Annotated in this window: 21 protein-coding genes and 1 tRNA gene; 6 read left to right on the top strand and 16 right to left on the bottom strand. The window is 64.5% G+C overall.

Annotated features, from left to right (window positions below; translation table 11 throughout):
- Positions 1-18 precede the first annotated feature (18 nt).
- The gene (locus tag P2T57_RS08005; RefSeq protein ID WP_276301958.1) at positions 19-846 is read right to left on the bottom strand and encodes an NAD(+)/NADH kinase; all 828 of its coding nucleotides are present in this window, start codon (positions 844-846) and stop codon (positions 19-21) included.
- A 182-nt stretch (positions 847-1028) separates the two neighbouring features.
- Between P2T57_RS08005 and P2T57_RS08000 the strand changes: the two genes are divergently transcribed.
- Positions 1029-2498, top strand: coding sequence for a KaiC domain-containing protein (locus P2T57_RS08000; RefSeq protein WP_420028516.1), 1470 nt, complete (start codon positions 1029-1031; stop codon positions 2496-2498).
- 157 nt (positions 2499-2655) lie between these two features.
- On the opposite strand, the gene P2T57_RS07995 is transcribed toward P2T57_RS08000, so the two are convergent.
- The 3 genes from P2T57_RS07995 to P2T57_RS07985 form a co-directional block, all read right to left on the bottom strand.
- Positions 2656-3084, bottom strand: coding sequence for a universal stress protein (locus tag P2T57_RS07995; RefSeq protein WP_276301957.1), 429 nt, complete (start codon positions 3082-3084; stop codon positions 2656-2658).
- A gap of 24 nt (positions 3085-3108) precedes the next feature.
- Positions 3109-4815 carry a histidine kinase N-terminal 7TM domain-containing protein gene (locus P2T57_RS07990; protein ID WP_276301956.1) on the bottom strand — a complete coding sequence of 569 codons (1707 nt, stop codon included), beginning with the start codon at positions 4813-4815 and terminating at the stop codon, positions 3109-3111.
- Between the two features lie 79 nt (positions 4816-4894).
- The gene (locus P2T57_RS07985; RefSeq protein WP_276301955.1) at positions 4895-6787 is read right to left on the bottom strand and encodes an ATP-binding protein; all 1893 of its coding nucleotides are present in this window, start codon (positions 6785-6787) and stop codon (positions 4895-4897) included.
- A gap of 247 nt (positions 6788-7034) precedes the next feature.
- Between P2T57_RS07985 and P2T57_RS07980 the strand changes: the two genes are divergently transcribed.
- Positions 7035-7385: a DUF7113 family protein gene (locus tag P2T57_RS07980; RefSeq protein ID WP_276301954.1), complete on the top strand. Its 351-nt coding sequence runs from the start codon at positions 7035-7037 to the stop codon at positions 7383-7385.
- 289 nt (positions 7386-7674) lie between these two features.
- On the opposite strand, the gene P2T57_RS07975 is transcribed toward P2T57_RS07980, so the two are convergent.
- Positions 7675-8931, bottom strand: a complete 1257-nt coding sequence (locus P2T57_RS07975; protein WP_276301953.1) for a DNA double-strand break repair nuclease NurA — start codon at positions 8929-8931, stop codon at positions 7675-7677.
- A gap of 87 nt (positions 8932-9018) precedes the next feature.
- Between P2T57_RS07975 and gpmI the strand changes: the two genes are divergently transcribed.
- Positions 9019-10581 (top strand): 2,3-bisphosphoglycerate-independent phosphoglycerate mutase, encoded by a 1563-nt coding sequence (gene gpmI, locus P2T57_RS07970; protein WP_276301952.1) that lies wholly within the window; start codon positions 9019-9021, stop codon positions 10579-10581.
- 316 nt (positions 10582-10897) lie between these two features.
- On the opposite strand, the gene nadC is transcribed toward gpmI, so the two are convergent.
- From nadC to P2T57_RS07940, 6 genes are all read right to left on the bottom strand, one after another.
- Entirely contained in the window at positions 10898-11713 is an 816-nt protein-coding gene (gene nadC / locus P2T57_RS07965; protein ID WP_276301951.1) for a carboxylating nicotinate-nucleotide diphosphorylase, read from the bottom strand.
- A complete protein-coding gene (locus P2T57_RS07960) occupies positions 11700-13262 on the bottom strand; it encodes an L-aspartate oxidase (RefSeq protein ID WP_276301950.1) in 1563 nt (520 codons plus the stop codon). The genes nadC and P2T57_RS07960 overlap by 14 nt, the downstream gene beginning before the upstream one ends.
- 2 nt (positions 13263-13264) lie before the next feature.
- On the bottom strand, positions 13265-14389 hold the full coding sequence (gene nadA / locus P2T57_RS07955; protein WP_276302093.1) for a quinolinate synthase NadA: 1125 nt from the start codon (positions 14387-14389) through the stop codon (positions 13265-13267).
- Positions 14390-14719: 330 nt separating this feature from the next.
- Positions 14720-16294 carry an amidohydrolase gene (locus tag P2T57_RS07950; RefSeq protein ID WP_276301949.1) on the bottom strand — a complete coding sequence of 525 codons (1575 nt, stop codon included), beginning with the start codon at positions 16292-16294 and terminating at the stop codon, positions 14720-14722.
- A gap of 110 nt (positions 16295-16404) precedes the next feature.
- Positions 16405-16698 (bottom strand): DdfA family disk-determining factor, encoded by a 294-nt coding sequence (locus tag P2T57_RS07945; RefSeq protein WP_276301948.1) that lies wholly within the window; start codon positions 16696-16698, stop codon positions 16405-16407.
- A gap of 111 nt (positions 16699-16809) precedes the next feature.
- Complete coding sequence (locus P2T57_RS07940) at positions 16810-17454, bottom strand: helix-turn-helix domain-containing protein (RefSeq protein WP_276301947.1); 645 nt, start codon at positions 17452-17454, stop codon at positions 16810-16812.
- A gap of 102 nt (positions 17455-17556) precedes the next feature.
- Here P2T57_RS07940 and P2T57_RS07935 point away from each other — a divergent pair, with 102 nt between their 5' ends.
- On the top strand, positions 17557-18621 hold the full coding sequence (locus tag P2T57_RS07935; RefSeq protein ID WP_276301946.1) for a thiamine pyrophosphate-dependent dehydrogenase E1 component subunit alpha: 1065 nt from the start codon (positions 17557-17559) through the stop codon (positions 18619-18621).
- Between the two features lie 37 nt (positions 18622-18658).
- Here the strand turns inward: P2T57_RS07935 and P2T57_RS07930 are convergent, their stop codons facing one another.
- Positions 18659-18889, bottom strand: a complete 231-nt coding sequence (locus P2T57_RS07930; protein ID WP_276301945.1) for an Lrp/AsnC family transcriptional regulator — start codon at positions 18887-18889, stop codon at positions 18659-18661.
- Positions 18890-18971: 82 nt separating this feature from the next.
- On the opposite strand from P2T57_RS07930, the gene P2T57_RS07925 reads away from it, so the two are divergent.
- Together P2T57_RS07925 and P2T57_RS07920 are read left to right on the top strand one after the other, a co-directional pair.
- Positions 18972-19667, top strand: a complete 696-nt coding sequence (locus P2T57_RS07925) for a potassium channel family protein (protein ID WP_276301944.1) — start codon at positions 18972-18974, stop codon at positions 19665-19667.
- Position 19668: 1 nt separating this feature from the next.
- Positions 19669-19899 (top strand): Lrp/AsnC family transcriptional regulator, encoded by a 231-nt coding sequence (locus P2T57_RS07920; protein ID WP_276301943.1) that lies wholly within the window; start codon positions 19669-19671, stop codon positions 19897-19899.
- 17 nt (positions 19900-19916) lie between these two features.
- Here P2T57_RS07920 and P2T57_RS07915 read toward each other — a convergent pair whose 3' ends face one another.
- The 4 genes from P2T57_RS07915 to P2T57_RS07900 all read right to left on the bottom strand — a co-directional run bounded on the left by P2T57_RS07915 (position 19917) and on the right by P2T57_RS07900 (position 22330).
- Positions 19917-20498 carry a DUF5813 family protein gene (locus tag P2T57_RS07915; RefSeq protein WP_276301942.1) on the bottom strand — a complete coding sequence of 194 codons (582 nt, stop codon included), beginning with the start codon at positions 20496-20498 and terminating at the stop codon, positions 19917-19919.
- A 152-nt stretch (positions 20499-20650) separates the two neighbouring features.
- Positions 20651-20733: transfer RNA gene (locus tag P2T57_RS07910), tRNA-Leu, on the bottom strand.
- A gap of 399 nt (positions 20734-21132) precedes the next feature.
- Positions 21133-21681: a peptidylprolyl isomerase gene (locus P2T57_RS07905; RefSeq protein WP_276301941.1), complete on the bottom strand. Its 549-nt coding sequence runs from the start codon at positions 21679-21681 to the stop codon at positions 21133-21135.
- A gap of 244 nt (positions 21682-21925) precedes the next feature.
- On the bottom strand, positions 21926-22330 hold the full coding sequence (locus P2T57_RS07900) for a DUF7344 domain-containing protein (protein WP_276301940.1): 405 nt from the start codon (positions 22328-22330) through the stop codon (positions 21926-21928).
- Between the last annotated feature and the right edge of the window lie 215 nt (positions 22331-22545).

Here is a 22545-nt window from a genome sequence, read left to right as displayed (position 1 = left end):
CTTTCCCTTTCGGCAGATTCAGTCCAACTTCCCGAGCGCCCGGAAGAAGTCGCTAGACGGCTCGGCGATTCGGGTCGGCTCCTCGGCCGGTCGGACCGTCACCGACTCGGGCATCTCGAACCGCTTGCGAGTGCTGTCGGCGCTGACGTAGCCGAACTCCGCGCCCTCGGCCCGAATCACGATTTCGGCGTCGCCGTCCATCACCAGCGGGGGCATCGACTCGGCGGCGCACATCTCGGTAATCACGAGGCTGTCGGCGTCCGGATGCACGAGCGGTCCGCCCTCGCTCAGGTTGTACGCGGTGCTTCCGGTCGGCGTCGAGACCAGCACGCCGTCGCCGTGCCCGGTCGTAAAGACGCGGCCATCGACTCGGACCTCGTAGTCGAGGCCCTGTCCGTGGCCGCGTTGGGGTCCCTGCACGACGATTTCGTTGAGCGCGGGATGGACCGACCAGTCGCTGTCGTCCTCGCCAGTCGCCCGCAAACGGGGCACCTCACGGGAGGGAATCGTGTCGGTCTCCCGATAGCCCGCCACGACGGCTTCGACAGTCTCTACTGCGTCGTCGGGCGCGACGCCGTTGAGGAATCCGACCTCGCCGAGGTTGACGCCCAGAATCGGGGTCGGGCCTGCTCCTCGGGCCGCGAACAGGAAGGTGCCGTCGCCGCCGATGGAGACCACCAAATCGCAGGCGTCCATCTCGTCTACTGGGTAGCCCTCGCCGTCCACGCGCTCTGCGGTCGCGTCGTCCAGTCGAATCGTGACCTCCTCCGGCAGGGTTTCGCGTATCTGTTCGGCCAGAAAGGCCGCCCGTGAGTTGCCCTTCTGGGCGACGATGCCGACTCTCATCGTCGGGTATTCTCGCCCGCCCGCCAAAAGTCCGCCGACGCGGAACGGTCGCCGTGGCGGAACAGTCGCCGCGTCGGAATGGTCGGCGACGATTTCGGTCGCCGGACGCAAGAAACATTGAAATGTGACCGGTCCGAGGTGCCGGACGTGCATCGCGCTCGACTTCCGAGGAGGTGGCCTTCGTGACCGAGGACGACGACTGGTTCGAGCGCGCGCTCCGCGAGGACGACGAGGACGAATCGTCGGACGCCGCCGAGTCAGGAGCATCCGGGTCGGACGAGGCGGCCTCCTCGGCGGGACCCGCCGAGCAGGTGGAAGCCGAGCGAGTCGAAGAAGCCGAACTGGACGCCGGGGACCGCGACTCCGATTCCGGCGAGAACTCCCCAACCGGCGGATTCGGTGACGCCCCGGACTTCGACGCCGGAGAAACAGGATTCGGCGGTTCCGAGCAAGACGAACCCGACTTCGGCGACGCCGAGGCAGACGATAGTGAATTCGGCGGCCCCGACTCGGACGACGGCGGATTTGGCGGTTCAGAGTCTGAAGAAACCGTATTCGGTGGTTCCGACCCCGACGACGAACCGGGCGAGGGCGGCGAGTTCGGGATGGGTGGCGGCGGTGACTTCGGCGGCGAGGACGCCGAGAGCGGATTCGGCGACGGAGACGCTGACGCTGGTGGTTTCGCTGACGCCGACCCCTACGACGAAGACGACGAAGACGAGGGGGAACTGTTCGATGACGACTTCGCCAGCGCCTTCAAGAACGCCCCCGGCGGCGGCATGGGCGGCGAGGCCGGAGGCGGTGGCGGCGGTGGATTCGGTGACGAGGGCGGTGGGTTCGGCGGGGGCGGCGGTGGCGGATTCGGCATGGACGGCGACGAGGGTTTCGGCGGCGGATTCGGCGGTGGTCCCTCCGAGAGCGACGACTTCGACGACGAGGAGTTCGAGTCGTCCATCCCCCGCATCGACCTCGGCATCGAGGGGTTGGACGACATGATTCAGGGCGGCGTGCCCGAGCGGTCGCTCATCACCACCGTCGGGTCGGCCGGGACCGGGAAGACGACGTTCGGCCTCCAGTTCCTCCACGAGGCCCTCGAAAAGGGCGAGAACGCGGTGTTCATCACCCTCGAGGAGAGCCACGACCGCATCGTCAACACCGCGACCGAGAAGGGGTGGGAGTTCGACCAGTACGAGGACGATGGCCAACTCGCGGTCATCGACTTGGACCCAATCGAGATGGCCAACAGTCTGACCTCGATTCGCAACGACCTGCCGCGACTGGTCGAGCAGTTCGGCGCGAGTCGCCTCGTGTTGGACTCGGTGTCGCTGTTGGAGATGATGTACGACAATCAGGCCACCCGCCGAAACGAGGTCTACGACTTCACCAAGAGTCTGAAGCAGGCGGGCGTGACCACGATGCTCACCAGCGAGGCCAGCGAGGACAACGCCTACGCCTCCCGGCACGGCATCATCGAGTACCTCGTGGACGCCGTGTTCATCCTGCGCTACATCCGGAGTTCCGACGACTTCCGCGAGACTCGCCTCGCCGTCGAGATTCAGAAGATTCGGGACGCCAACCACTCGCGGGAAATCAAGCCCTACTCGATTACCAACGAGGGTATCAGCGTCTATCGGCAAGCCAACATCTTCTGAAGCGACCTTTTTTCGTCGTCGGGTGTCCTCGGGCGAGTGCTGGTGCGCTCCGCTGAAAGACACATATGTCGTTGTTTAGAATTTGTCCACATATTCAAAAGAAATGATTAGTTTGCTCTACAGCTCCTGTGTCGTCTCGGCCGAGACTCGCCGGTCCCTACCGGACCACCGTAATCGGAATGGTCGCGCGCCGGACCACCGTCTCGGCCACGCTCCCCAGCAAAATCCGCGAGACGCCCGACCGCCCGTGGCTTCCCATCACGATGTGGTCGAAGCCCTCGTCGTCGGCGTACTCCACGATGGTCCGGGAGGGCCGACCCATCTCGGTCGCGTTTTGGAGGGTGACCCCGTACTCGTCGGCGACTGCTTGGGCCTCCTCGAACAGTGCTTCGGCGTCGTCTTTCGCGCCCTCGTACCACTCCTCGGACCCGCCGGGGATGCCGACCGGGGCGCTGTACCCGGCGTCGATGGGGTCGATGACGTGGAAGACGGTGATTTCGTCGTCCGGAAATTCTTCGAGCGCGTGGTGAAGCGCGTCCGACGACTGAGGCGACCCGTCGATGGGGACGAGAACTCGCTTGCTCATGTCCGAAAATAGAGAGGGAGCGGGTTAAACTTTCAGGGACGGCGCATCGACCAGTCCGGGGAGTCGGACCGAGACGACCGTGCCGTCCTCGTCGCCGTCGAAGGCCACATCGCCGCCGAGGACGTTCACGCCCCACTGGATTATCCAGAGGCCCAGTCCGCTTCCGTGTTCGAGGTCACGCTCCTCGCCCTGACTGATGACCGCGACCTCGTGGTCGGGAATCCCCGGTCCGTCGTCGCGGACCTCGAAGACGACCGAGTTCTGGTCGCGTTCGACCTCGGTGAGGCCGATTTCGACCCGCGGTCTGTCGTGGGTGTCGTGTCTGAGCGCGTTCTCGACCAGATTCGAGAACACCAGTCGGACCACCGCGGGGTCGGTATCGAGCGCGAGTCCCTCGGGGAGGTCAACGTGGATGCGACTGCCGGGGTAGTCCTCGCGGAACTCCTCGGCGAGGTCGGCGAGGAGGTCCCCGACCTCGACACGCTGGCGCTCGCCGGACTCGCCCATCGCCCGCTCGAACCGGCGGGCCTTGTCGCCGAGTTCGGCCAACTCGCGGCCGGTCTCGATGATGGTCTCGGTGTGGTCCCGAATCTCGTCGGGGTCGTCGGTGTCTTGGATGACCTCGGCGTATCCGGTAATCGTCGTCATGTCGTTGCGGAGGTTGTGGCGCAGGACCCGGTTGAGGACTTCGAGGCGTTGCTCTCTGCGCTTCTCCTCGGTCACGTCTTGGAAGACGAGGGTGTAGCCCACGTGGGTCCCCGTCGAGTCGGCGACTTCCGAACTGGCCACGCTGTACTCCCGGCGCTCGCCGTCGGTCCGGACGGTCATGAGTTGCTCGTCGGCGGTCACGTCGATGGGGGTCTCCACGAGGTCGTTCAACCGACCGCCGATGTCGCCCACCGCGTCGATGCCGAACACGCGCTGGGCCTCCTCGTTCACGTCGATGACCCGGTGTTTGGTGTCGATGATGAGGACCGGTGTCCCGAGGTCGTGGATAGCGGCGCGCTCGCCGACCCGCCGGGCCGCGGGCGACTGTTCGAACATGTCGAGGTGAAAGAGACCGTAGAAGTCCAGCGCGAGGTGAATCGTCAGCGTCGTCGTGGTGAGGTTGAGACCCGGATGCGGAACCCACTTGAATAGCCACGCCGCGTTTGCGACGAACGGCGCGAAAAACGACAGCGCGACCACGACGGTCTGGCCGCGGTAGACCGACCCGTAACTCACGAACGCTTCCAAGAGCAACAACAGCGCGACGGTGGTCAGCGAGTAGAACATGAGCATCGACATGTAGAGCCACATCTGGTGGGTGTACGCCACCGTGGCCGCGCCGAAAATCGGGTCGATGTGGTAGTTGCTCCACGCGAGTTGGTGGAGCGGATTGGTCGCCACGAGCATGACCGAACTCAACTGTATCCCGCCGAGGAGGAACATCCACTTCGACCGGACGATTTCGGCCCGGCCGGTGTATTCGAGGGCGTAGGCGAGGAAGAACACCGTGATGAAGCTTTTGCCGAACCAGATGGGTATCTCGAGCAGTTGTCGGACCACGGGGTCGAAGACCAGAAGCGCGAACCCGTAGGCCCCGGTCCAGATGCCCTCACAGACGACAGTAGCGATAAGTAGCCCACCGCCCGGTTCGTCGCGGTAGGGCCAGAGATGCCAGAGGAAGTATAGCGACATGACGAAGGCCGAGAACGGCCCGAGCGCCAGCCACGTCAGAGAGATATCCATCTCAGGCGTTACAACAGAACCAACCAATAAAAAAGTAGGTTGGTTTCGGCGAACCAACAGGTGTCGATGGCTTGACTATTCAGTCGCGGCCGTGCTTCGTGACGCACTTCGAGAGACCGATAATCTCGACCGGTTCGGAGTTGTCCGGCGAGTAGACCACCATCTGACCCTTCTCCATGTAAGGGACCTTCCCCTCCAACTTCGAGGGGATGTTGACGCTCTTGATGGCGTCCTCGTCGCCCAGATTCAGGACGACGGTGGTGTTGACCTGCTTGAAGACCGGTTCGGCGATGTCTTGTGGGTCTTGGGTGATGAGGAACAGTCCGAGGCGCTCCTTTCTGCCCTGCTTGGCGGCGTCGGTGAACTTCCCGATGACCTTCCGGGCCTGCACGTTATCGGCGTCGGTCAGGAAGTTGTGGGCTTCGTCCATCCCGACCACGAGGGGCGTCTCCTTGATGCGGTCGTGTTTCGGGTTGTTCGATAGCTTTTCATCGATGAGGAGACTGGAGACGGCGAGGACGAACATCTCTTTCGCCCGACTGGAGGTGAGGTGATACGTCGGAACGATGGTCAGTCCGCCGGAACGGACCAGTTTGTGGTCGAGTTCGGTGATGGGTTCTGCGCTCTGGTCGAAGATGCCGCTCGGAATCGCACGAACTCGGCGCTTAACGGCGTCGTAGGTGGCTTCGTGGATTTTCCCGGACTCGTCGAGTTCCTCTTTGAGTGCGGGGTCGTCGAGGAACGAGCGGAACTGCTGGTACGTTCCGTCTGGGTACTGTCCAAAGAATCGATTCAGGAGTTCCTTCAGCGCGGGATACTGGTTTTCGTTCAGCGAACTTCCCGCGACCAGCCACGGTCGGGTGCGTGCCATCGAGAACGGAATCGTGAATGATTCGTACTCGGCGCGGTGGTTGTCCGCCGAGTAAGAAACACCGTCCTCTTTCGGGGCGAGGACGAGCGTGTCGTCGTGGCCGCCGTGGGCGATGTTCTCGGACTCCCACTTGCGTTCGTCGTCCCGAGTCACGTCGGGGTTGTCGTCGTGCATCTGGGCGTATTCGTCCTGCGGGTCGAACTGGACGACCGCTGTCCGGCGGGACGCGCCGTCCTCCATCTCGTATCTGCGCTCGTCGGCGAGGAACTGCCGGAGCATGTTCTTCGCGCCGTGGGTCTTGCCCGACCCGGTGCCCCCGGCGACGAGGGTGTGGCGGAACACGAGGGGGTCGCCGTCGTCGTAGTCGTCCTTGAGTCGGTAGTCGATGGTCGGTGGTTCCGCGGCGGTCCGAACCTTCTCGCCGCCGACCGAGAGGTGGCCGAGGAACACGCCGTTCTCGGGCATCTTGAGGCCGGTCTTGATTTCGGACTTGTCGTCGGCCTCGCGGACGACCGACTTGGGCTTGGGTACGCGGTCGGTCATCCGACGCTTGAGGTCGGCGTCCGGGCCGGTTCCATCCTTATAAAGGACTGCAACCGGTTCGAGGTCCGCCATGAGTTTGTAGTCGGTCTCCTCGATTTCGTCCCGGCGCATCGCGCGCTTGGCGTGGATTTCGGTGGCGTCGTCTACCCGGTACTCCTGCAAGTACTCCAATCCGCAGATTCGGCAGAATAGCTTCTCGTCGTCGGGATAGGGCACGAGGAGATACTGGCCGACCCGGACCTCCTCGCGGTTGTCGGCGGTGACGTAGGCTTGGAGGTGGGTCTCGTCGTCGTCCTCGCCGATGCGCAGGCCCTCGGCCGCAGACAGGGTGCCGATGCCCCGGTCGCGTCCTGCGGGGTTGGTGTCCATCTGGTCGAACTCCGTTTCGTCGCCCGCGCTGGCGGTCGAGGAGGCCTCGAAGTCGCCGGGGTCAGGGGAGGTGTCAAGGCCGGAGTCGTCCGCGTCGAAATCGTCGGTCTCGAAGGTCGACGACTCGGACGCCTCCGAGTCGCCGTCAGCACTGGGCCGAGTGAAATCGCCGGGGTCGGGGTCACTCATCGTTCCTCGGCAATGGGCGCATGGGACAAACAGGTTTCCCTCCGGGGCGACTGGTGGGGCGACCGGTGGCCTCCTCGGCGCGTGCGGAGCCGGGGAAATAATAACCTATCTTAAGAAATTGTTTTTCATTCCCTAAACGGAATAACAGACACTCGCGTCCTCGAATTCCGAGACGCTCGGTCTTCGCTACCCCGGAAATTTCGTGCGAGCGCGCCCCTTTTATCTCCTGACGTGCTACATCCGTTCTATGCTACTCATCCGTGGCGAAGCAGGGGGCACCACCCTGACCGGGACGCTGTACGAGCGTGGAGAGCGCGCGCCGCGGTTCAAGGGCGCGCCCGACGAGGACGCCCCCTACGTCTGGGTCTGCGACGAGTTCTATCAGGTCGAGAGCGGCGGCACCGTCCAGAAGGTGGACGGCGAGGAGGTCAACGTCGCCTTCGAGTCGCCGATGCCCCGCGGGTTCGACACCCGCGAGCAGGCCGAGGAGGCCGCGCGCGAACACATCCGGACCCAGTTCGTCCGCATCGGCATCGACGCCGACGACGTGGAGATTTCGGTGGAGAAGCAGGAAGCCGAGGCCGCAGAACCCCAGTAAATTGTCTTTCAGCGTCTCGTCTATTTCTCCGGGCGACGAGTAACAGACGCGGAGTTGGCAGTCGAAGGGACAGCGATTCGGTCGTTTCGAGTTAGAAAGCCCCCGCGGGCTCGCGGTCGCTGAGCAGGATATTTCGTGCGCGCAGTTCTGCGCGCACGAAATACTAGCCTGCACAGACGACTGAAGTGAACGCGAACCCGCGGCCCCTTTCAGTCCACCCAAACCGGGGATTGTCAGGTCAAGCGCCTGCCGGTGGCTGTTTCACCGAGCGCATCCCGAAGTCAGGTTCTCAGTAGTCTCTGCCCCATCGAATCGCGTTGTAGTTCTCGTCCAGTTCGGTGTTCAGCGAGTCCTCGAACGAGTCGATGAGCGAGCTGGCACTTCCGCGGTCGATAGCCGCCAACTCGTCGGCCTTCGAGATGGCGCGCGGTGGGCCACGCTGGAGAGCGACCTCTTGGAGAATTTGGCGTTCGATTTTCGTTCGGAGCGTTTCGTCAGTCGCAAAGACCTTCGGGGTTTCCACCTTGAACACGAGGTCCCGACGAGGGTCGTAGACGATACAGAACGCGACCCGATACTGCTCGGGGTCGAGTTTGCGGTCGAGATAGCGATTGTCCTCTTTAGCAAAGAAGTTGTCTGCACCGGCCTTCGAGAGGAACCAGTTCGTCAGCGTCAAATCGTCGGTCAAGCGCTCGTACTCGTCGCCGACTTTTTCTCGGCGTTCGAGAACCTGCGAGAAGAACGCGGCGTCGTGTGCCCACGGAATCGGCCCGATGTCGCTTCGCTTCTTGAGCGTCCGAACGATAGTTTTCGCAGAGACGTTCTTGACGAACCCGGCAAGCGGGATGTTTCGCTCTGCGAACTCCTCGACCAGTCTGACGTAGTTATCGAAAATCTGACTCACGTCGTCAGAATCCAGAAGGTCTTCCAAAGAAGGACTCCGGGATTGCCACCGGACGAGTCCTTTCGGGTATACCGGTCCGTCGAGGAGGAGAAAGTCGGAAACGCGCTCGGCGTTGTCGATGGCGTGCTGGCTTTCGGCGAGATAGAGCGCGAGTGCGTGGACGGCGTCCTGCTCGTATTGGTTTTCGGGAAGGTGGGTGTGGACGATGCGGCGCTTGCTCCCGCTGTTGTACGACTCCCAGTCGGTTTGGAACTTTGCGGACGTGTCGTTCAAGTGAACTGCCTTCACCACCGTCCGACAGTCGTGAAGGTCAAGATTCGAAGGAGTGGCACTCATCGCGGCGTGGGCCACGTCGAGGACGATTCCGTTTTTGAACGGTCGGGGGTTGAGTGTCCCGGCGTCCAGACCGTGCGTCGTCGGGAACGGTTCGTCTTCTAACGCGATTTCCTCCGCAGTAACTCGCTTTCTGGCTACCTCGTTTATCGGTTCGAGGACGGTTTCGAAGTCGTCGTCCTGAAGCGGGTCGAACTGACTGTTCCAGAGGTCGGTTGCGAACTCCCGGTGGTCGCGGTCCTCGGCGTCGTAGTCGATGCGGTCGGCGAGGCCCGCAATGCCGTCGAAATGCACCGGGTCGAGCGTCATGGACGTTGGGTTCTCGCCAACTCCGCAAAAAGGATTGGGTTCCCGAAAGCCGAAGGGTAGTTAGGACGCGACGCCCTCCTGTCGCGCATGAAAGCCGCGCTCATCATTCTCGACGGCTGGGGAGTAGGTAGCGAGGCGAACGCCTCGGAAAATCGAGCGGCGAAGCCGCGAGACAGCGAGGACGGCGGACGCAACGCCATCGAGGCCGCCGACACGCCGAACTTCGACCGGTACGCCGAGGCGGGGGCCTACGGCACCCTGAACGTCACCGGGCGGCGGGTCGGACTGCCCGAGGGCCAGATGGGCAACAGCGAGGTCGGCCACCTCAACATCGGCGCGGGCCGGGTGGTCAAACAGGAGTACACCCGCATCGAAGACGCCATCGAGGCGGGCGAGTTGGGTGACAACGACGCCATCGACGCCGCATTCGAGTACGCCCAAGAGAACGACGGATGCGTTCACTTCATGGGACTGGTGAGCGAGGGAGGAGTCCACTCCGACCAGCGCCACCTCTACGCGCTCATCGAGTTGGCCGCCGAGCGCGGCGTCGATGCGGTCACCCACGCTTTCACCGACGGTCGGGACACCCCGCCCGAGAGCGGCGAGGAGTTCCTCGGCGAATTGGAGGCGGTCGTAGAGCGCGAGGGAACCGGCGACGTGGCCACCGTCTCCGGACGATACTACGCGATGGACCGCGACCAGAACTGGGAGCGAACCAAGCGCGCCTACGACGCCATCGTGAACCGCGAGGCCGAGTGGGAGGCCTCCTCGGCGGTCGAAGCGGTCCGCGAGTCTTACGAGCGCGACACGACCGACGAGTTCGTGGAACCGACCACCATCGAGGGCGGTCCCGCCCTCTCGGACGGCGACGCCGCGGTCTTCTTCAATTTCCGGTCTGACCGCGCCCGCCAACTGACCCGAATGCTGGCCGACATCGACCCGGTTTGGGAGTTCGACACCTCGCCGCCCGAGATTCGCTTGGCGACGATGACCCAGTACGACAAGGAGTTCGGCCTCCCCGTCGCCTTCCCGCCTCACCAACCCGAGGACACCCTCGGCGAAGTCCTCGCGGGCCACGGTCTCACGCAACTCCGCATTGCCGAGTCCGAGAAGTACGCCCACGTCACTTACTTCCTCAACGGCGGGCGGGAAGTCGAGTTCGACGGCGAGGTCCGGAAAATCGTCGAGTCGCCGGACGTGCCGACCTACGACCAGCAACCCGAGATGAGCGCAGAGGAGGTCACGGACACCGCCATCTCGACCATCGAGAGCGACGACCCCGACGTGCTGGTCCTCAATTACGCCAACCCGGACATGGTGGGCCACACCGGCGATTTCGACGCCGCGGTGCAAGCGGTCGAAGCCGTGGACGCCCAACTGGGCAGACTCGTGGAAGCCGTCGAGAGCGCAGGCGGGCACGTCCTCGTCACCGCCGACCACGGCAACGCAGACGACATGGGCACCCCGGAGAACCCCCACACCGCCCACACCTACAATCTGGTCCCGCTGGTCTACCTCACCCCTGAGGGCGACGACGGCGGCCGGACGGTCCGTGACGGCGGGTCGCTCTGCGACATCGCGCCGACGCTCCTCTCGCTCATCGGCGTCGAACAGCCGAAAGCCATGACCGGGCAGAACCTGCTGGAGTAGGCTGTCGAACACCAAATTTCGACTTCCGTCCCGGCGCGCGCTAATTCGACCCGACGGTTCGGCGCGCGCTGGCGCGACCCGCAAGTGGTCGCGCCAACCGCGCGAGGGATGAGTAGCGTGGGAGAAGCGACCGAAGGGAGCGACGACCGAGCAACGCAGTCGGTTGGGGAGGGTGTGGTCCGCAGTTGCGGGGCGGTGCGGGGCGGTTGCGGCAGACGGCGTTGCTCACACCTGAAGCTAGCGCTATTTGTCTCCGATTCGGAACACATCGCTATATATTGCTCAAAGAAACGCAAATGCAGTTAAAAGAAACTATTTATTGGCCGCCAGTTCGGAACGAGAGGTCCAACGTATCAGCCGAGTGCGTCAGCGACCCCATCGAAATCACGTCCACGCCGGTCCCGGCGTACTCCGGCACGTCCGAAATTCCAATTCCACCGCTGGCTTCTGCAAGCACATCCTCCGGAAGCACCTCGACACCTTCTGAAACCTCCGCAGGCGTCATGTTGTCCAGCAGAACGATGTCGGCCCCGGCCTCCGCGGCCCGCGCCGCGTCTTCCGGGCGTTCGACTTCGACCTCGATTTTGGTGGCAAAGGACTTCTCGTCGCGGAAGTGCCGGACGGCCTCCGCCATCCCCATCTCGGCGACGTGGTTGTCCTTGACCATGACCATCCCCGAGAGCGTGAGGCGGTGGGTGTCCCCGCCGCCCGCCGCAATCGCGCGCTTCTCGACGCCCCGGAGGCCGGGCGTGGTCTTCCGGGTGCCCGCGATGGCCACCTCGTCGCTGACCTCGCGCGCAGACTCGACCGCTCGGCGGGTCTTCGTCGCCACGCCCGAGGCGTGGCCCGCGACGTTGACCGCGACTCGCTCGCCCCGGAGGACCGACTCGGCGGGACCCTCGACTTCCAGCAGAACGTCGCCCGGCGAAATCTCCTCGCCCGCATCGACGGTGGCCTCGCAGTCCACGTCGAGATAGTCGAAGACGGCCGCCCCAGCATCGAGGCCGGCCGCGACGCCCGACTCCTTGGCGACGAGTCGGCCCGTGGTCTCGCCGGGGACGTGGTTGGTCACGTCGCGGTGGCCCACGTCCTCACGTAGCCAGTCCTCGACTTTCCGGTCAGTCACCCGCACGGGCCTCGGCCTCCTCGTCGTCGGCGTCCGATTCGTCTTCGGCGAGCGCGTGGCATCCCACGGGGTCGGCGTCCATCGCCTGCCGGGCGACCAGCAGGGAGACCACGCTGGCGTTCCGGAGTTCGTAGAGGCTCCGCGAGGTTCTGGTCCGGGTGTAGGCGTCCACCTCGCCCTTGAGTCGCCGGAGAACCGCGGTCGCACGCTGAAGTCCGTCGGGCGTCCGGCGCAGACCCACCTGCTCGTCCATCACTCTCCGGAGGCGGACGAACTTCTCGCGGGCGAATCCGGAGGGCAGGTCGGGGTCCCTGTCCAGCAGGTCCGGCGCTTCGACGCGCTCCGGGTCGAATCCGACAGCGGACTCCCCGGCGCGCAGGCCCCAGACGAGACCCTCCAGCAGACTCGTGGACGCCAAGCGGTTCGCGCCGTGGACGCCGGTCCGGGCGCACTCGCCGACCGCAAAGAGGCGGTCCAAGTCGGTCCGGCCGCGGTCGTCCACCGCGATGCCGCCACAGAGGAAATGCTCGCTCGGTTCGACCGGGATGCCCGACTCCCAGTCCACGCCGCGGGCCTCGCACTTCTCGGCGAGGTCCGGGAACGACTCGGCGAAGCGTAGCGGGGATACGTCTAGATACACCCCGCCCGTGCGCTCGCGCTCGTCCGCGACTGCGCGGGCAACCACGTCGCGCGGGGCGAGTTCGGCGTCCTCGTGGTAGTCGGGCATGAATCGCTCGTCGTCGGCGTTCCGGAGGAGCGCGCCCTCTCCTCGGACCGCCTCGCTGACGAGGAAGGGGTCCTCGCCGGCATAGGCGGTCGGATGGAATTGGATGTACGCCATGTCCTCCACGTCGGCCCCCGCGAGGGCGGCCATCGCAATCCCGTCGCCGGTCGCCGTCTCGGGGTTCGTGGAGTTCCGGTAGAGCGCGCCGATGCCGCCGGTGGCGAGGACCGTCGCGCCCGCGAAGACCGACTCGCGCTCGCCGTCCTGTTCCACGACAGCGCCGTGGACCCGGCCCTCGTGGGTGATGAGGTCGAGCGCGGCGGTGTCGGCCCGGACGGTGACTCGCTCGTGGTCGTCGAGGTGGTTCAGGAAGGGTCCGAGGAGGTGCTTGCCGGTGCTGGCGTTGACGTGGAGGATGCGGGGTTCGGAGTGGGCCGCTTCCTGCCCGTAGTCGAAGTCCGAACTGTCGGGATTTCGGTCGAATGGCACGTCCAGCGTCTCGACCAGCACGTCCTCGACCGCTTCGGGGGCGTCCTCGACCAGCACCTCGACCGCCTCCGGGTCGGCGGTGTCGGCGCTGGCCTCGATGATGTCCCGCTCGAAGGCCTCGGGGTCCGAGCGCGTCGTGGCGACCCCGCCCTGCGCCCAGTGGGAGGTGGTCTGTTCGGGACGCTCGGCCTTGGTGACGACGAGGACCTCCGCGCCTTCGCGGGCGGCCGAGAGCGCCGCGGCGCATCCGGCGACTCCGCTTCCGACGACCAGCACGTCGGCCTCGGTGGGGGTGCCGGAGTCAGTAGGGGTGTCGGAGTCGGTGGGGGTGTTCTCGGTCATGGTCAAATATCCAGCATCCTCTGCATGGCTACGTCCGCCAGTTCGGCCTCCTGCGGGGCGACTTCGATGACGTTGCGCTCGCGGCCCGCGACCAGTTCTTCGAGGACCCACGTCAGGTAGTTGGGGTCGATTTGGCGCATCGCGTTGCAGTCCATGCAGGCGTCGCCACAGAGGGGCACGACGTTGACCTCGGGGTGCCACCGCTGGAGGTGGTTGGTGAGGTGAATCTCGGTGCCGATGGCCCACGTCTCGCCGGGGTCTGCGTCCTCGACTGTCTGGCAGATTGTCGCGGTGCTTCCGGCCACGTCGGCGGCCTCAACGACCTCGCGCCGGCATTCGGGGTGGACGATGACGTTGGCGTCGTCGTACTCGTCGCGGACCTGTTCGATGTGGTCGGCGCGGAATCGCTCGTGGACCTGACAGTAGCCGTCCCAGAGGATGATGTCGCTCCGAGCGACCTCCTCGGCGTCTTTGCCCTCGGGGTCCCACGGGTCCCACTCGGCGATGGACTCGGCCATGTCGAGGCGGTGGGCGGTGTTCTCGCCGAGGTGCTTGTCGGGGAGGAACAGCACCTTGTCGCCCTGCTCGAATGCCCACTCGAACACCTTGTCGGCGTTCGAGGAGGTACACACCGCGCCGCCCTGTTCGGCGCAGAAGGCCTTCAGGTCGGCGTAGGAGTTCATGTACGTGATGGGAATGATGTCGGCGTCGGGGGCCGCGTTCGTAATCTCGGCCCACGCGGCGTCTACTTGCAGGGCCTCGGCCATCCCGGCCATCGGGCAGGACGCCTCCATCGAGGGGAGGATGACGGTCTGGTCGTCGTCGGTGATGATGTCGGCTGACTCGGCCATGAACGTCACGCCCCCGAAGACGACGTATTCGGCGTCCGCCTCGGCGGCCTCGACGCTCAACTGGTAGGAGTCGCCGATGAAGTCGGCGTGTTCGACGATTTCCCGGCGCTGGTAGTTGTGGCCCAAGATTACGAGGTCGTCGCCCAACTCGGCCTTCGCCGTCTCGATTCGGTCACGCCGTTCCTCCTCGTCCAAATCGCGGTAGGCCTCGGGCAACTGCTCGAGGTTGTCGTATTTGAAGAGGCTCAGGTCTGTTTCGATGTCCGCCGTTTCCATTTTTGGCACAGTCAGCCACCTCCGATTGCAACAGACTTCGGTGGCCAGTATTGAAAATATTTTCTCTTCATAGCTGGGCGGTGAATTGGTTCCGGTGCTGTTGGCTTTCTCGTTCGGTGACGAGTCAAACGGTCTCGGCGCACGAACCGAAACCGGTCGGGAGTTCGTCTCGGCGACAGCTTCGACTGCGAGCGGTCCGCGAGCGCCAACGGAAATAAATACGATTCTCTAAGACAACTATTTGATTTCTAAAAACTGGCAGATATTTCTCAGTGGCGGGAGAGACCGCCGACCTGTCTCTCCGGCCGTCTACCGCATCGCCGACTCGACTCACCGACCGTCGTACACCACGTCGCCGTCCACAATCGTCAGCGCCACGTCGATGTTTTCGATGTCCTCGGGATGCTCCCACGGCGAGCGTTCGAGCGCCACCAAATCCGCCCTTTTGCCCTCCGCAATCGTTCCCAATCGGTCCTCGTCGAACCCGGCGTAGGCCGCGCCGCGGGTGTAGGCCCGCAGGGCGTCCGTCACCGAGAGGCGCTGGCGCTCGGCGGGCGCGTTGACCGTCTGGTGGATTCCAAACAGGGGGTCGAGGGGCATACAGTCGCTCCCGAACGCCAGCGGAGCGCCCGCTTCCAGCAGGTCGGCGTAGCGGTTCGACCGCTCTCTGCGCTCGGTGCCGAGGCGCTCGTCGTAGAGACCGCCCTCTTGGGCCCACTTCAGGAAATTCGGCTGGACCGAGGCCACCACGCCCGATTCGGCGAACTTCTCGACCGCCTCGTCGTCGGTGAGTTCGGCGTGTTCGACCCGGTGGCGGGCCTCACCGGGACTGTCGGTCTCGGCGTAGGCCGACAGGACTGCATCGACCGCTTCGTCGCCGATGGCGTGGGCGGTCATCTGGAAGCCAGCGCCGTCGGCCTCGGCGACGAGTTCCCGGAGTTCGTCGGGCGAGACGACCCACTGGCCGGTCTCGTCGTCTTCGACCTCCTCGGCGTCGTCGGCGTCGGCGTAGGGGTCCGAGAGTTTGGCGGTCCGACCGCCGAAACTCCCGTCGGTGAACGTCTTGACGCCGCCGGTCCGGACGAACTCGCTCCCGTGGTTGGTCCGTAGTCCGGTCTCCACGAGAGCGTCGAGGTGGTCCGACCAGTAGTTGATTCGCACGCGAAGCGAGAGGTCGCCGTCCATGTCCATCTGGCGGTAGACCTCGGGGGCGCGCGAGTCCCGAACCATGTCGTGGACGCCCGTGACGCCCAACCGGTTGGCCTCGCGCTGGGCGGCCGTCACGAGTTCGCGGGTCTGTTCGGTGTCGGGTTCGATGGCCTCGTAGATTACGTCCACGGCCTCCTCGACGATGACGCCCGTGGGTTCGCCCTCCTCGGCGTGAACGTCGTCGTCGGGCATCTCGGCGACGTAGCGGTCCAGCGCGACCGAGTTGACCGCCGCGATGTGCATGTCCTCGCGGAAGGCCGCAATCGGGCGCTCGTCGCTCACGGCGTCTAAGTCCTCGCGGTCGATGTATCGGGAGTCGTCCCACGTACTCTCGTCGTAGCCGAACCCGAGAATCCAGTCGTCGTCCGCCTCGTCGCTCGCGTCGGCGGCGTCTGCCGTCTCGGCGAGCAACTCCACGCAGTCGCCGGGCGAGGAGGCCACCGAGAGGTCGGCGTGGACCAGCGAGCGCCCCAGATGCTGGAGGTGCGTGTGAGCGTCGATGAACCCCGGCAGGAGGACCCGCCCACCGAGGTCCACCACCTCGGTCTCGACGCCGTTCAGAAACTCGACTTCGTACTCGTCAGCTACACGCACGATTTCGCCGTCGCGGACCGCCACCGCCTCGGCCTCCTCGCCCGGTTCGCCGAGCGTGTGGACTTCTGCGTTCGTGAAGATGTAGTCTGCCGCCGCTGTCATGGCAGAGACGTGCGCCGGAGAGGCGATAATCGTTGGGGAATCGGCGATAGCGAGTCGTCGGCCGACTGGCGACCCTGAAACTGCGGCGGTGGACGACGGGAGAAACGAGGCTACCGCGGCGCGTCCACCACGGAGACGAGGCCGTCGCCGGTCACGACGAGTTCGTAGCCGAAGAAGGAAAACCGGGTGCGTCCTCCCGACCGGGGCGTCCCGTCGTATTGGTCGGCGAAAAGGGCGTCTAAGGCGTCGGGGTCGATAGCCTCGGCCAGCGGGTCCATCGTGGCCGGGTCCGTGTTCGACACCGCGGCGACCGCCGCCACGACGCCCTCGCTGAGGGACTGGTCGTCGGCTACTTCGTACGTCAGTACCGTTCCGGGGTCGAGTGCTGATTGCTTCTCGCTCATGGATGTTCGAACTCGCAGACCACGACGGTCTCTGTAGAGTCGCTACGTCGAACACTAGCGCCCCGACAGCGTACCCTCGGGGGTTCGTCAGCGAAGGGTTTTAAATAGGTTTCAGTCGTCGGTGACCAGCGTGGCCGCGACGAGGTTCCGGAGTCCTCGGCGCATTCGCTTCGAGACTGCCCGAGGAGAGATGTCGAACTGTTCGGAAATCTCCTCTAAGGTCGTTTCTCTCGGCTCGTCGAAGTAGCCCGCTTCGAAGGCGGTCACGATGGTCGCTCGCTGGTCGTCGGTCAGTCCGTACTGCTGGCCGGCCTCGACTTCGGTCAGAGTGTGAATCCAGTTGAGTCGGAGGTCGATGTCGTTGTCGGCGCAGTAGCGCTGGAGGTTCACGATGCCCCCGCGGTCGGGTGACCGGAGTCGGAACTCCCACACGCTATCGCGTCGCCGGACCTCTAACAGCGTGGCCTCCGACCGAAGGACGCCCTCGATAAGGCCGGGTTTGTCCGACCAGACCGCCCGGACCAGCGCGCCGTTGTCCACTTCGTCCAACACTGCGACGCTCTCGATGCCGGAGTTGTCCCGTAGCGCGCCGACGAACGTACTCACGTCGTCACCCCACACCCAGAAGAATGGGAGTGCGCCCCCGCCGGTGGGTACGATGCGCTCCAGTTCGACCTGCATCTCGGGGGTCGCGTCGAGTGCCTGCCCGAGCGGGAAGTCCTCGACGGGAACGGACAACTCCGCGATGACGCTCATGCAACTCGGGTTGGACATGCGCATGCAAGGTTGTTTGGGTGGTCCGATTCGGGCGCAGTTTTTTCCGGAACCACTATGCGAGGGGCGGACAAATCGCGGCGCATGAACCGCATCATCGGCGAGCGGGACCTCTCGGAGACGCCGTTTTCGCCCGAGGAGGCCCGACAAACGTACCGGGACATGGTTCGAGCGAGAGCGTTCGACGAGCGAGCGCTGGCGCTCCAGCGCAGAGGCTGGATGAGCAGTTGGCCGCCCTACAAGGGCCAAGAGGGTTCGCAGGTCGGTGCCGCGCTGGCGATGGAAGACGACGACTGGCTCTTCCCGACCTACCGGTCGAACGCGATGCAAATCGCCCGCGACGTGCCGATGAGCGACGTCCTGCTGTTCCGGCGTGGCATGCCGGAGTTCCACTCGGGCCACGAGGTCCCTAACTTCCCCCAAGCGGTCCCTATCGCTACCCAGATTCCTCACGCCGCCGGGGCAGGGATGGCGATGAACTACCGACAGGACGTGGATGGCGACGAGACGAACCACGCCGCGCTCTGTTACTTCGGCGACGGCGCGACCAGCGAGGGCGACTTCCACGAGGGCCTGAACTTCGCGGGCGTCTTCGACGCGCCGACCGTCTTCTTCTGCGAGAACAACGAGTGGGCGATTAGCCTGCCTCGTCACCGCCAAACCGCTTCGGACACCATCGCCCAGAAAGCCGACGCCTACGGGTTCGAGGGCGTGCAGGTTGACGGCAACGACCCACTCGCGGTCCGCGAGACGGTCGCCGAGGCCCTCGATTCGGCCCGCGACGGCGACCCCGTACTGGTCGAGAGTCTGACCTACCGACAGGGTGCCCACACGACTAGTGACGACCCGAGTCAGTACGAGGAGGCCGCACGGGACCTGCCCGACTGGCGGACTGCCGACCCCCTCGAACGCTACGAGGAGTACCTCCGCGAGCAGGGCGTGTTGGACGACGAGTTCGTCGCCGAAGTCGAGGACGAAGTTGACGCCGAGCTGGACGAAGCGGTCGAGCGCGCCGAGTCGGTCGAACCGGGCGACCCCCACGACGTGTTCGACCGGGTGTACGCCGACCTGCCGCCGAACCTGCAAGACCAGAAGGCGTGGCTGGACTCCTTCCTCGCGGAGAACGACGTGCAGGAGCTAGACCACTGAGTCGAATCGGGACAGCCGAAATCGGCTGTTCGCCCGGTCAGTCGAGCGCCATGTAGGTCTTGGTATCGGCCACCCCGTCTATTCCCGAGATGTCCGACGAGGCGGCGTGGAGTACCTGATACACCTCGTCGGCGTCGGCTTCCACGATGATGTCGAACTCGCCCGCGACGACGTGGGCCTCCGAGATGCGGTCTAACCCCCGAACCGCGTCTACTACGTCCTCGGAGCGTCCAGCGGCCGTTTTCACCATGATAAAAGCGTGAACCATCGCACTGTGTGGTTCTGTACCATACGAGAAAAACCTTTGGGACGGAGAAAACTTATTCAACCAGTCCCGCGTAAGCGTTACCATGCGATTCGTTATCATTGGTTCGGGTCGGGTAGGGCTTCGCACGGCCCGCGTCCTCCGCGAGGAGGGCCACGAAGTCACGTTGGTCGAGGCCGACGCCAACAAAGTCGAACGCGCCCGGAACGACGACTTCGAGGTGGTGGAAGGTGACGGTGCCCGCGAGGAGGTGCTGAAGCAGGCCGACCTCGAATCCGCCGATGCGGTCGGGGCGCTCACCGGCGACCTGAACGTCAACTTCGCTGGGTGCATGGTGGGCAAGCACTACGGGTGTCGGACCGTCCTGCGCATCGACGAGGACTACCGCGAGGACATCTACCGGAAGTTCGCCAGCGACGTGGACGAGGTGGTCTACCCCGAGCGTCTGGGAGCCATCGCGGCGAAGAACGCCCTGATGGGCGGTAACGTCCGGGCCATCGCCGACATCGCCCAGAACTTGCAGGTCGTGGAACTCACGATTACCGACGAGTCGCCGGTCAAGGGCTACTCCATCAGCGAACTCTCGCTTCCCGCTAACTCCCGGATTCTCGCCTTCGGAAAGGCCGACGAGGCGATGGGGATTCCACTTCCCGACGACTCGCTCGAGGTCGGCGACCGGGTGGCGGTGCTGGCGGACTTCACGGTGCTACAGGACGTGCGACAGATTCTGGTGGGCGACGCCAGCAGAGAGACTGCACAAGCGATGACGGGAGGCAACTGACATGGTTACCGCATACGTCATGGTCAAGGCGAACACGGGCGAGGCGGACAGGCTCAAAAACTCCATCATGGACCTCGACGGCGTCATCGACGCCCACATCGTGGCGGGCGACGTGGACATCATCGCCAAGTTAGACGTAGACTCGCCCGCCGACGTGAAGGAAATCGCGGCCGACGGGATTCAGGGCGTCAAGGGCGTCGAGGACACCCAGACCTACATCGCCATGGACTAGCCGGTCTCTCGGTCGGGCTACATCGGTGCGCCGCCGGAACCACCGGGACCCCGACCGCCACCGCCTCGACTGCTGTCGCCCCGACCGCCAGCGCCGCCCTCGTCGTAATTTTGTCTCGCGCGCTCGCGCAGTCCGGCGGCGGGGTCCCGGTAGTCGTAACCGGGGATGATTCCCTGCACCCACGTCCCCTCGACGTACTCTACGACCGCCAGCGCGTCCTCGGCGGCGTACTCGGGATTTTCGCGGTCGAATTCGAGGGTGACGACCACCTCGGCGTCCTCGCCGGCCCCCTCGCGCTGGATTTCGGGCGGTTCGGCCGAATCGGCGTTGGTGACGGTGTAGGCGTCGTCCAGTCGGAGTTCCAGCGTCTCGAACCAGCCATCTTCGACGACTTCGGCGACGGCCTCGCCTTCGACCACGGCGTCGAGCATGGGTGCCCGGACCTCGACCTCGTAGTGGTGGGCGTCCGGTGTGTCGTCCTCGTCGGTTACGGTGACGACGCCGGGAAACGGCTTTTGGGGCGTCTCGAACTGGTTTTCGGCGGTCTTCTCGAAATCGGGATGCTCGCGGAAGGCGCGTTCGACGGACTCGTCGGTCATTGGGTCTGGATAGGTCGTTCGGAGGAATGTGGGTTTCGACTGATGGAAACAACGTCGACAACGCTTGGTCTCTTTTTCGACTGTAACCGATTTTCACGGGCGCTGAGGATGCGAGCGCACGAGGCGCTCGCGGCGTAGCGCGCCGAGAAAGATGCGAGGGATGGGATTCGAACCCATGGACTCCTACGAGAGCGGGTCTTAAGCCCGCCGCCTTTGGCCGCTCGGCAACCCTCGCGCAGGTGGGGATTGACGACTCTCCCCGAAGTGGGTTTCGGTCTTCGCGGCCGGGCAAGGAAGTGGTCGCGTCCATGGTTGAAACCCGACCTGCTCGCACGAGGGTTGAAGTACCAGCGAGCGGCCAACCTCGCCCGGACGCTTCGCGCAGTCACGCGAGCGAAGCGAGTGTAACCGGCGAAAATCGAAGATTTTCGTGATGTGGCAAATCTTCGATTTGCAACACCTCGGAAGACGCGGTTTGTCTTCCGGTGGTTGCAGGCAGATAGCTGGCGAATCACCCAGCACTGTCGTCACGGTGACTCCGCCGCCTCGCTGATGGCGCCAGAGCCGCACCTACCCCGTAACTGCTAGTCCGACTAACTCGAAAGGGCTGTGCCAAAAGGAAAGAGCGGCGCGTTTAGTCGTGAATCTCGACGCGTTCGAGCGTCACGTCCTCGTTGGGGTTGTCGTTGTGGTCGGTCGGGACCGAGCCGATCTCCTCGACCACATCCATGCCGTCTACGACCTCGCCGAAGACGGCGTGGCGGTCGTCCAGATGCGGTTGGGCGTCGAGGGTGATGAAGAACTGCGAGCCGTTGGTGTCGGGGCCGCTGTTGGCCATCGAGAGGACGCCCGCGCCGTCGTGGCGGAGTTCGTCGTGGAACTCGTCTTCGAACTCGTAGCCGGGGCCGCCGCGGCCGGTGCCGGTCGGGTCGCCGCCCTGAATCATGAAGTCCTCGATGATTCGGTGGAAGGGCACGTCGTTGTAGAGGGCGTCACCGCGGACCTCGCCGGTCTGTGGGTCCTCCCACGTCGTCGTGTCCGGCGCGGGGTCGTCGTCCGCGGCGGGGTCGTGTTCGGCCAGATTCACGAAGTTCTCGACGGTTCGCGGGGCGCGCTCGTCGAACAGTCGTACCTCGATTTCGCCGTGCGTCGTGTGAAGCGTCGCAGTCAAATCGTCTGCCATAGTTCCGTGGACGGACCATAGACAGATAACGATGCCGGACGCGAGCAACGATTCCGAGGAGACCGGCGATAGTCAGGTCGAGCAGACCGACGATACTCGGGCGAGCGTTCGCCACGGTGTCGAACATCGAGGATAAATCCATGTTCCTATTAGCAATAGAATCACGTCTAAAAGAAATATTCCAATCTGTCTAGCAGGTCGCTACGATTCCATCGAAAGACGAGTGGCTTCGCTGTGGCGACCGCTACCGTTCTAAATCGACGTCCGCGGCCGCCTGTAGGGTGTTGGCCACGCCCGGTGACTCGGTGAGTCGAACGACTTCCCGCTCGTCGTCGTACTCCACGATACCGGCCTCGGTGAGTTTCGGCAGGTGGATTCGGCGGAGTTCGGTCCGGGTCTTCTCGATTTCCGCGGAGGTCAGCACTGCGCGGGTCTTCTCGGTCATCGACGCTGTGAGCAACTCCGCGAGTGCGTCCACGCGGAGCGAGTCGTCGGCCTGCAAGAGGTAGTGACAGACATATCGCCGTCGGTGGTCGGACAGCGCTCGAAACACCGAGTCGAGCGATTCGCTCTCGCTGTTGACTGGCAGTACGTCCTTCTCGGAGACGTGCGGGATGAAAACTGTCTCCCGATTCTCGTCATGACTCATGTATAGTCGAAGACGCTCGAAGTACGAACCGCACCCCCGGCGGCGTCCCAACCACCCCCGACGAGGCGCGCGCCGAGCGCCACTCCGTCCGACAAACACCACCCTCTCGGAGAAAAGGGTACTGCCCGATAATTCATGCCGAGGCCCTCAGACGGCCGAAAACCGCACCGAGGAGGCGTCGGTCGTCTCCCGCGGTTTCACCCCGGTCGCCTGCG

Origin of the sequence: Halorussus lipolyticus (genome assembly GCF_029338375.1) — an archaeon.
Taxonomy (GTDB): domain Archaea; phylum Halobacteriota; class Halobacteria; order Halobacteriales; family Haladaptataceae; genus Halorussus; species Halorussus lipolyticus.
This window is presented reverse-complemented; position numbering and strand designations above follow the sequence as displayed.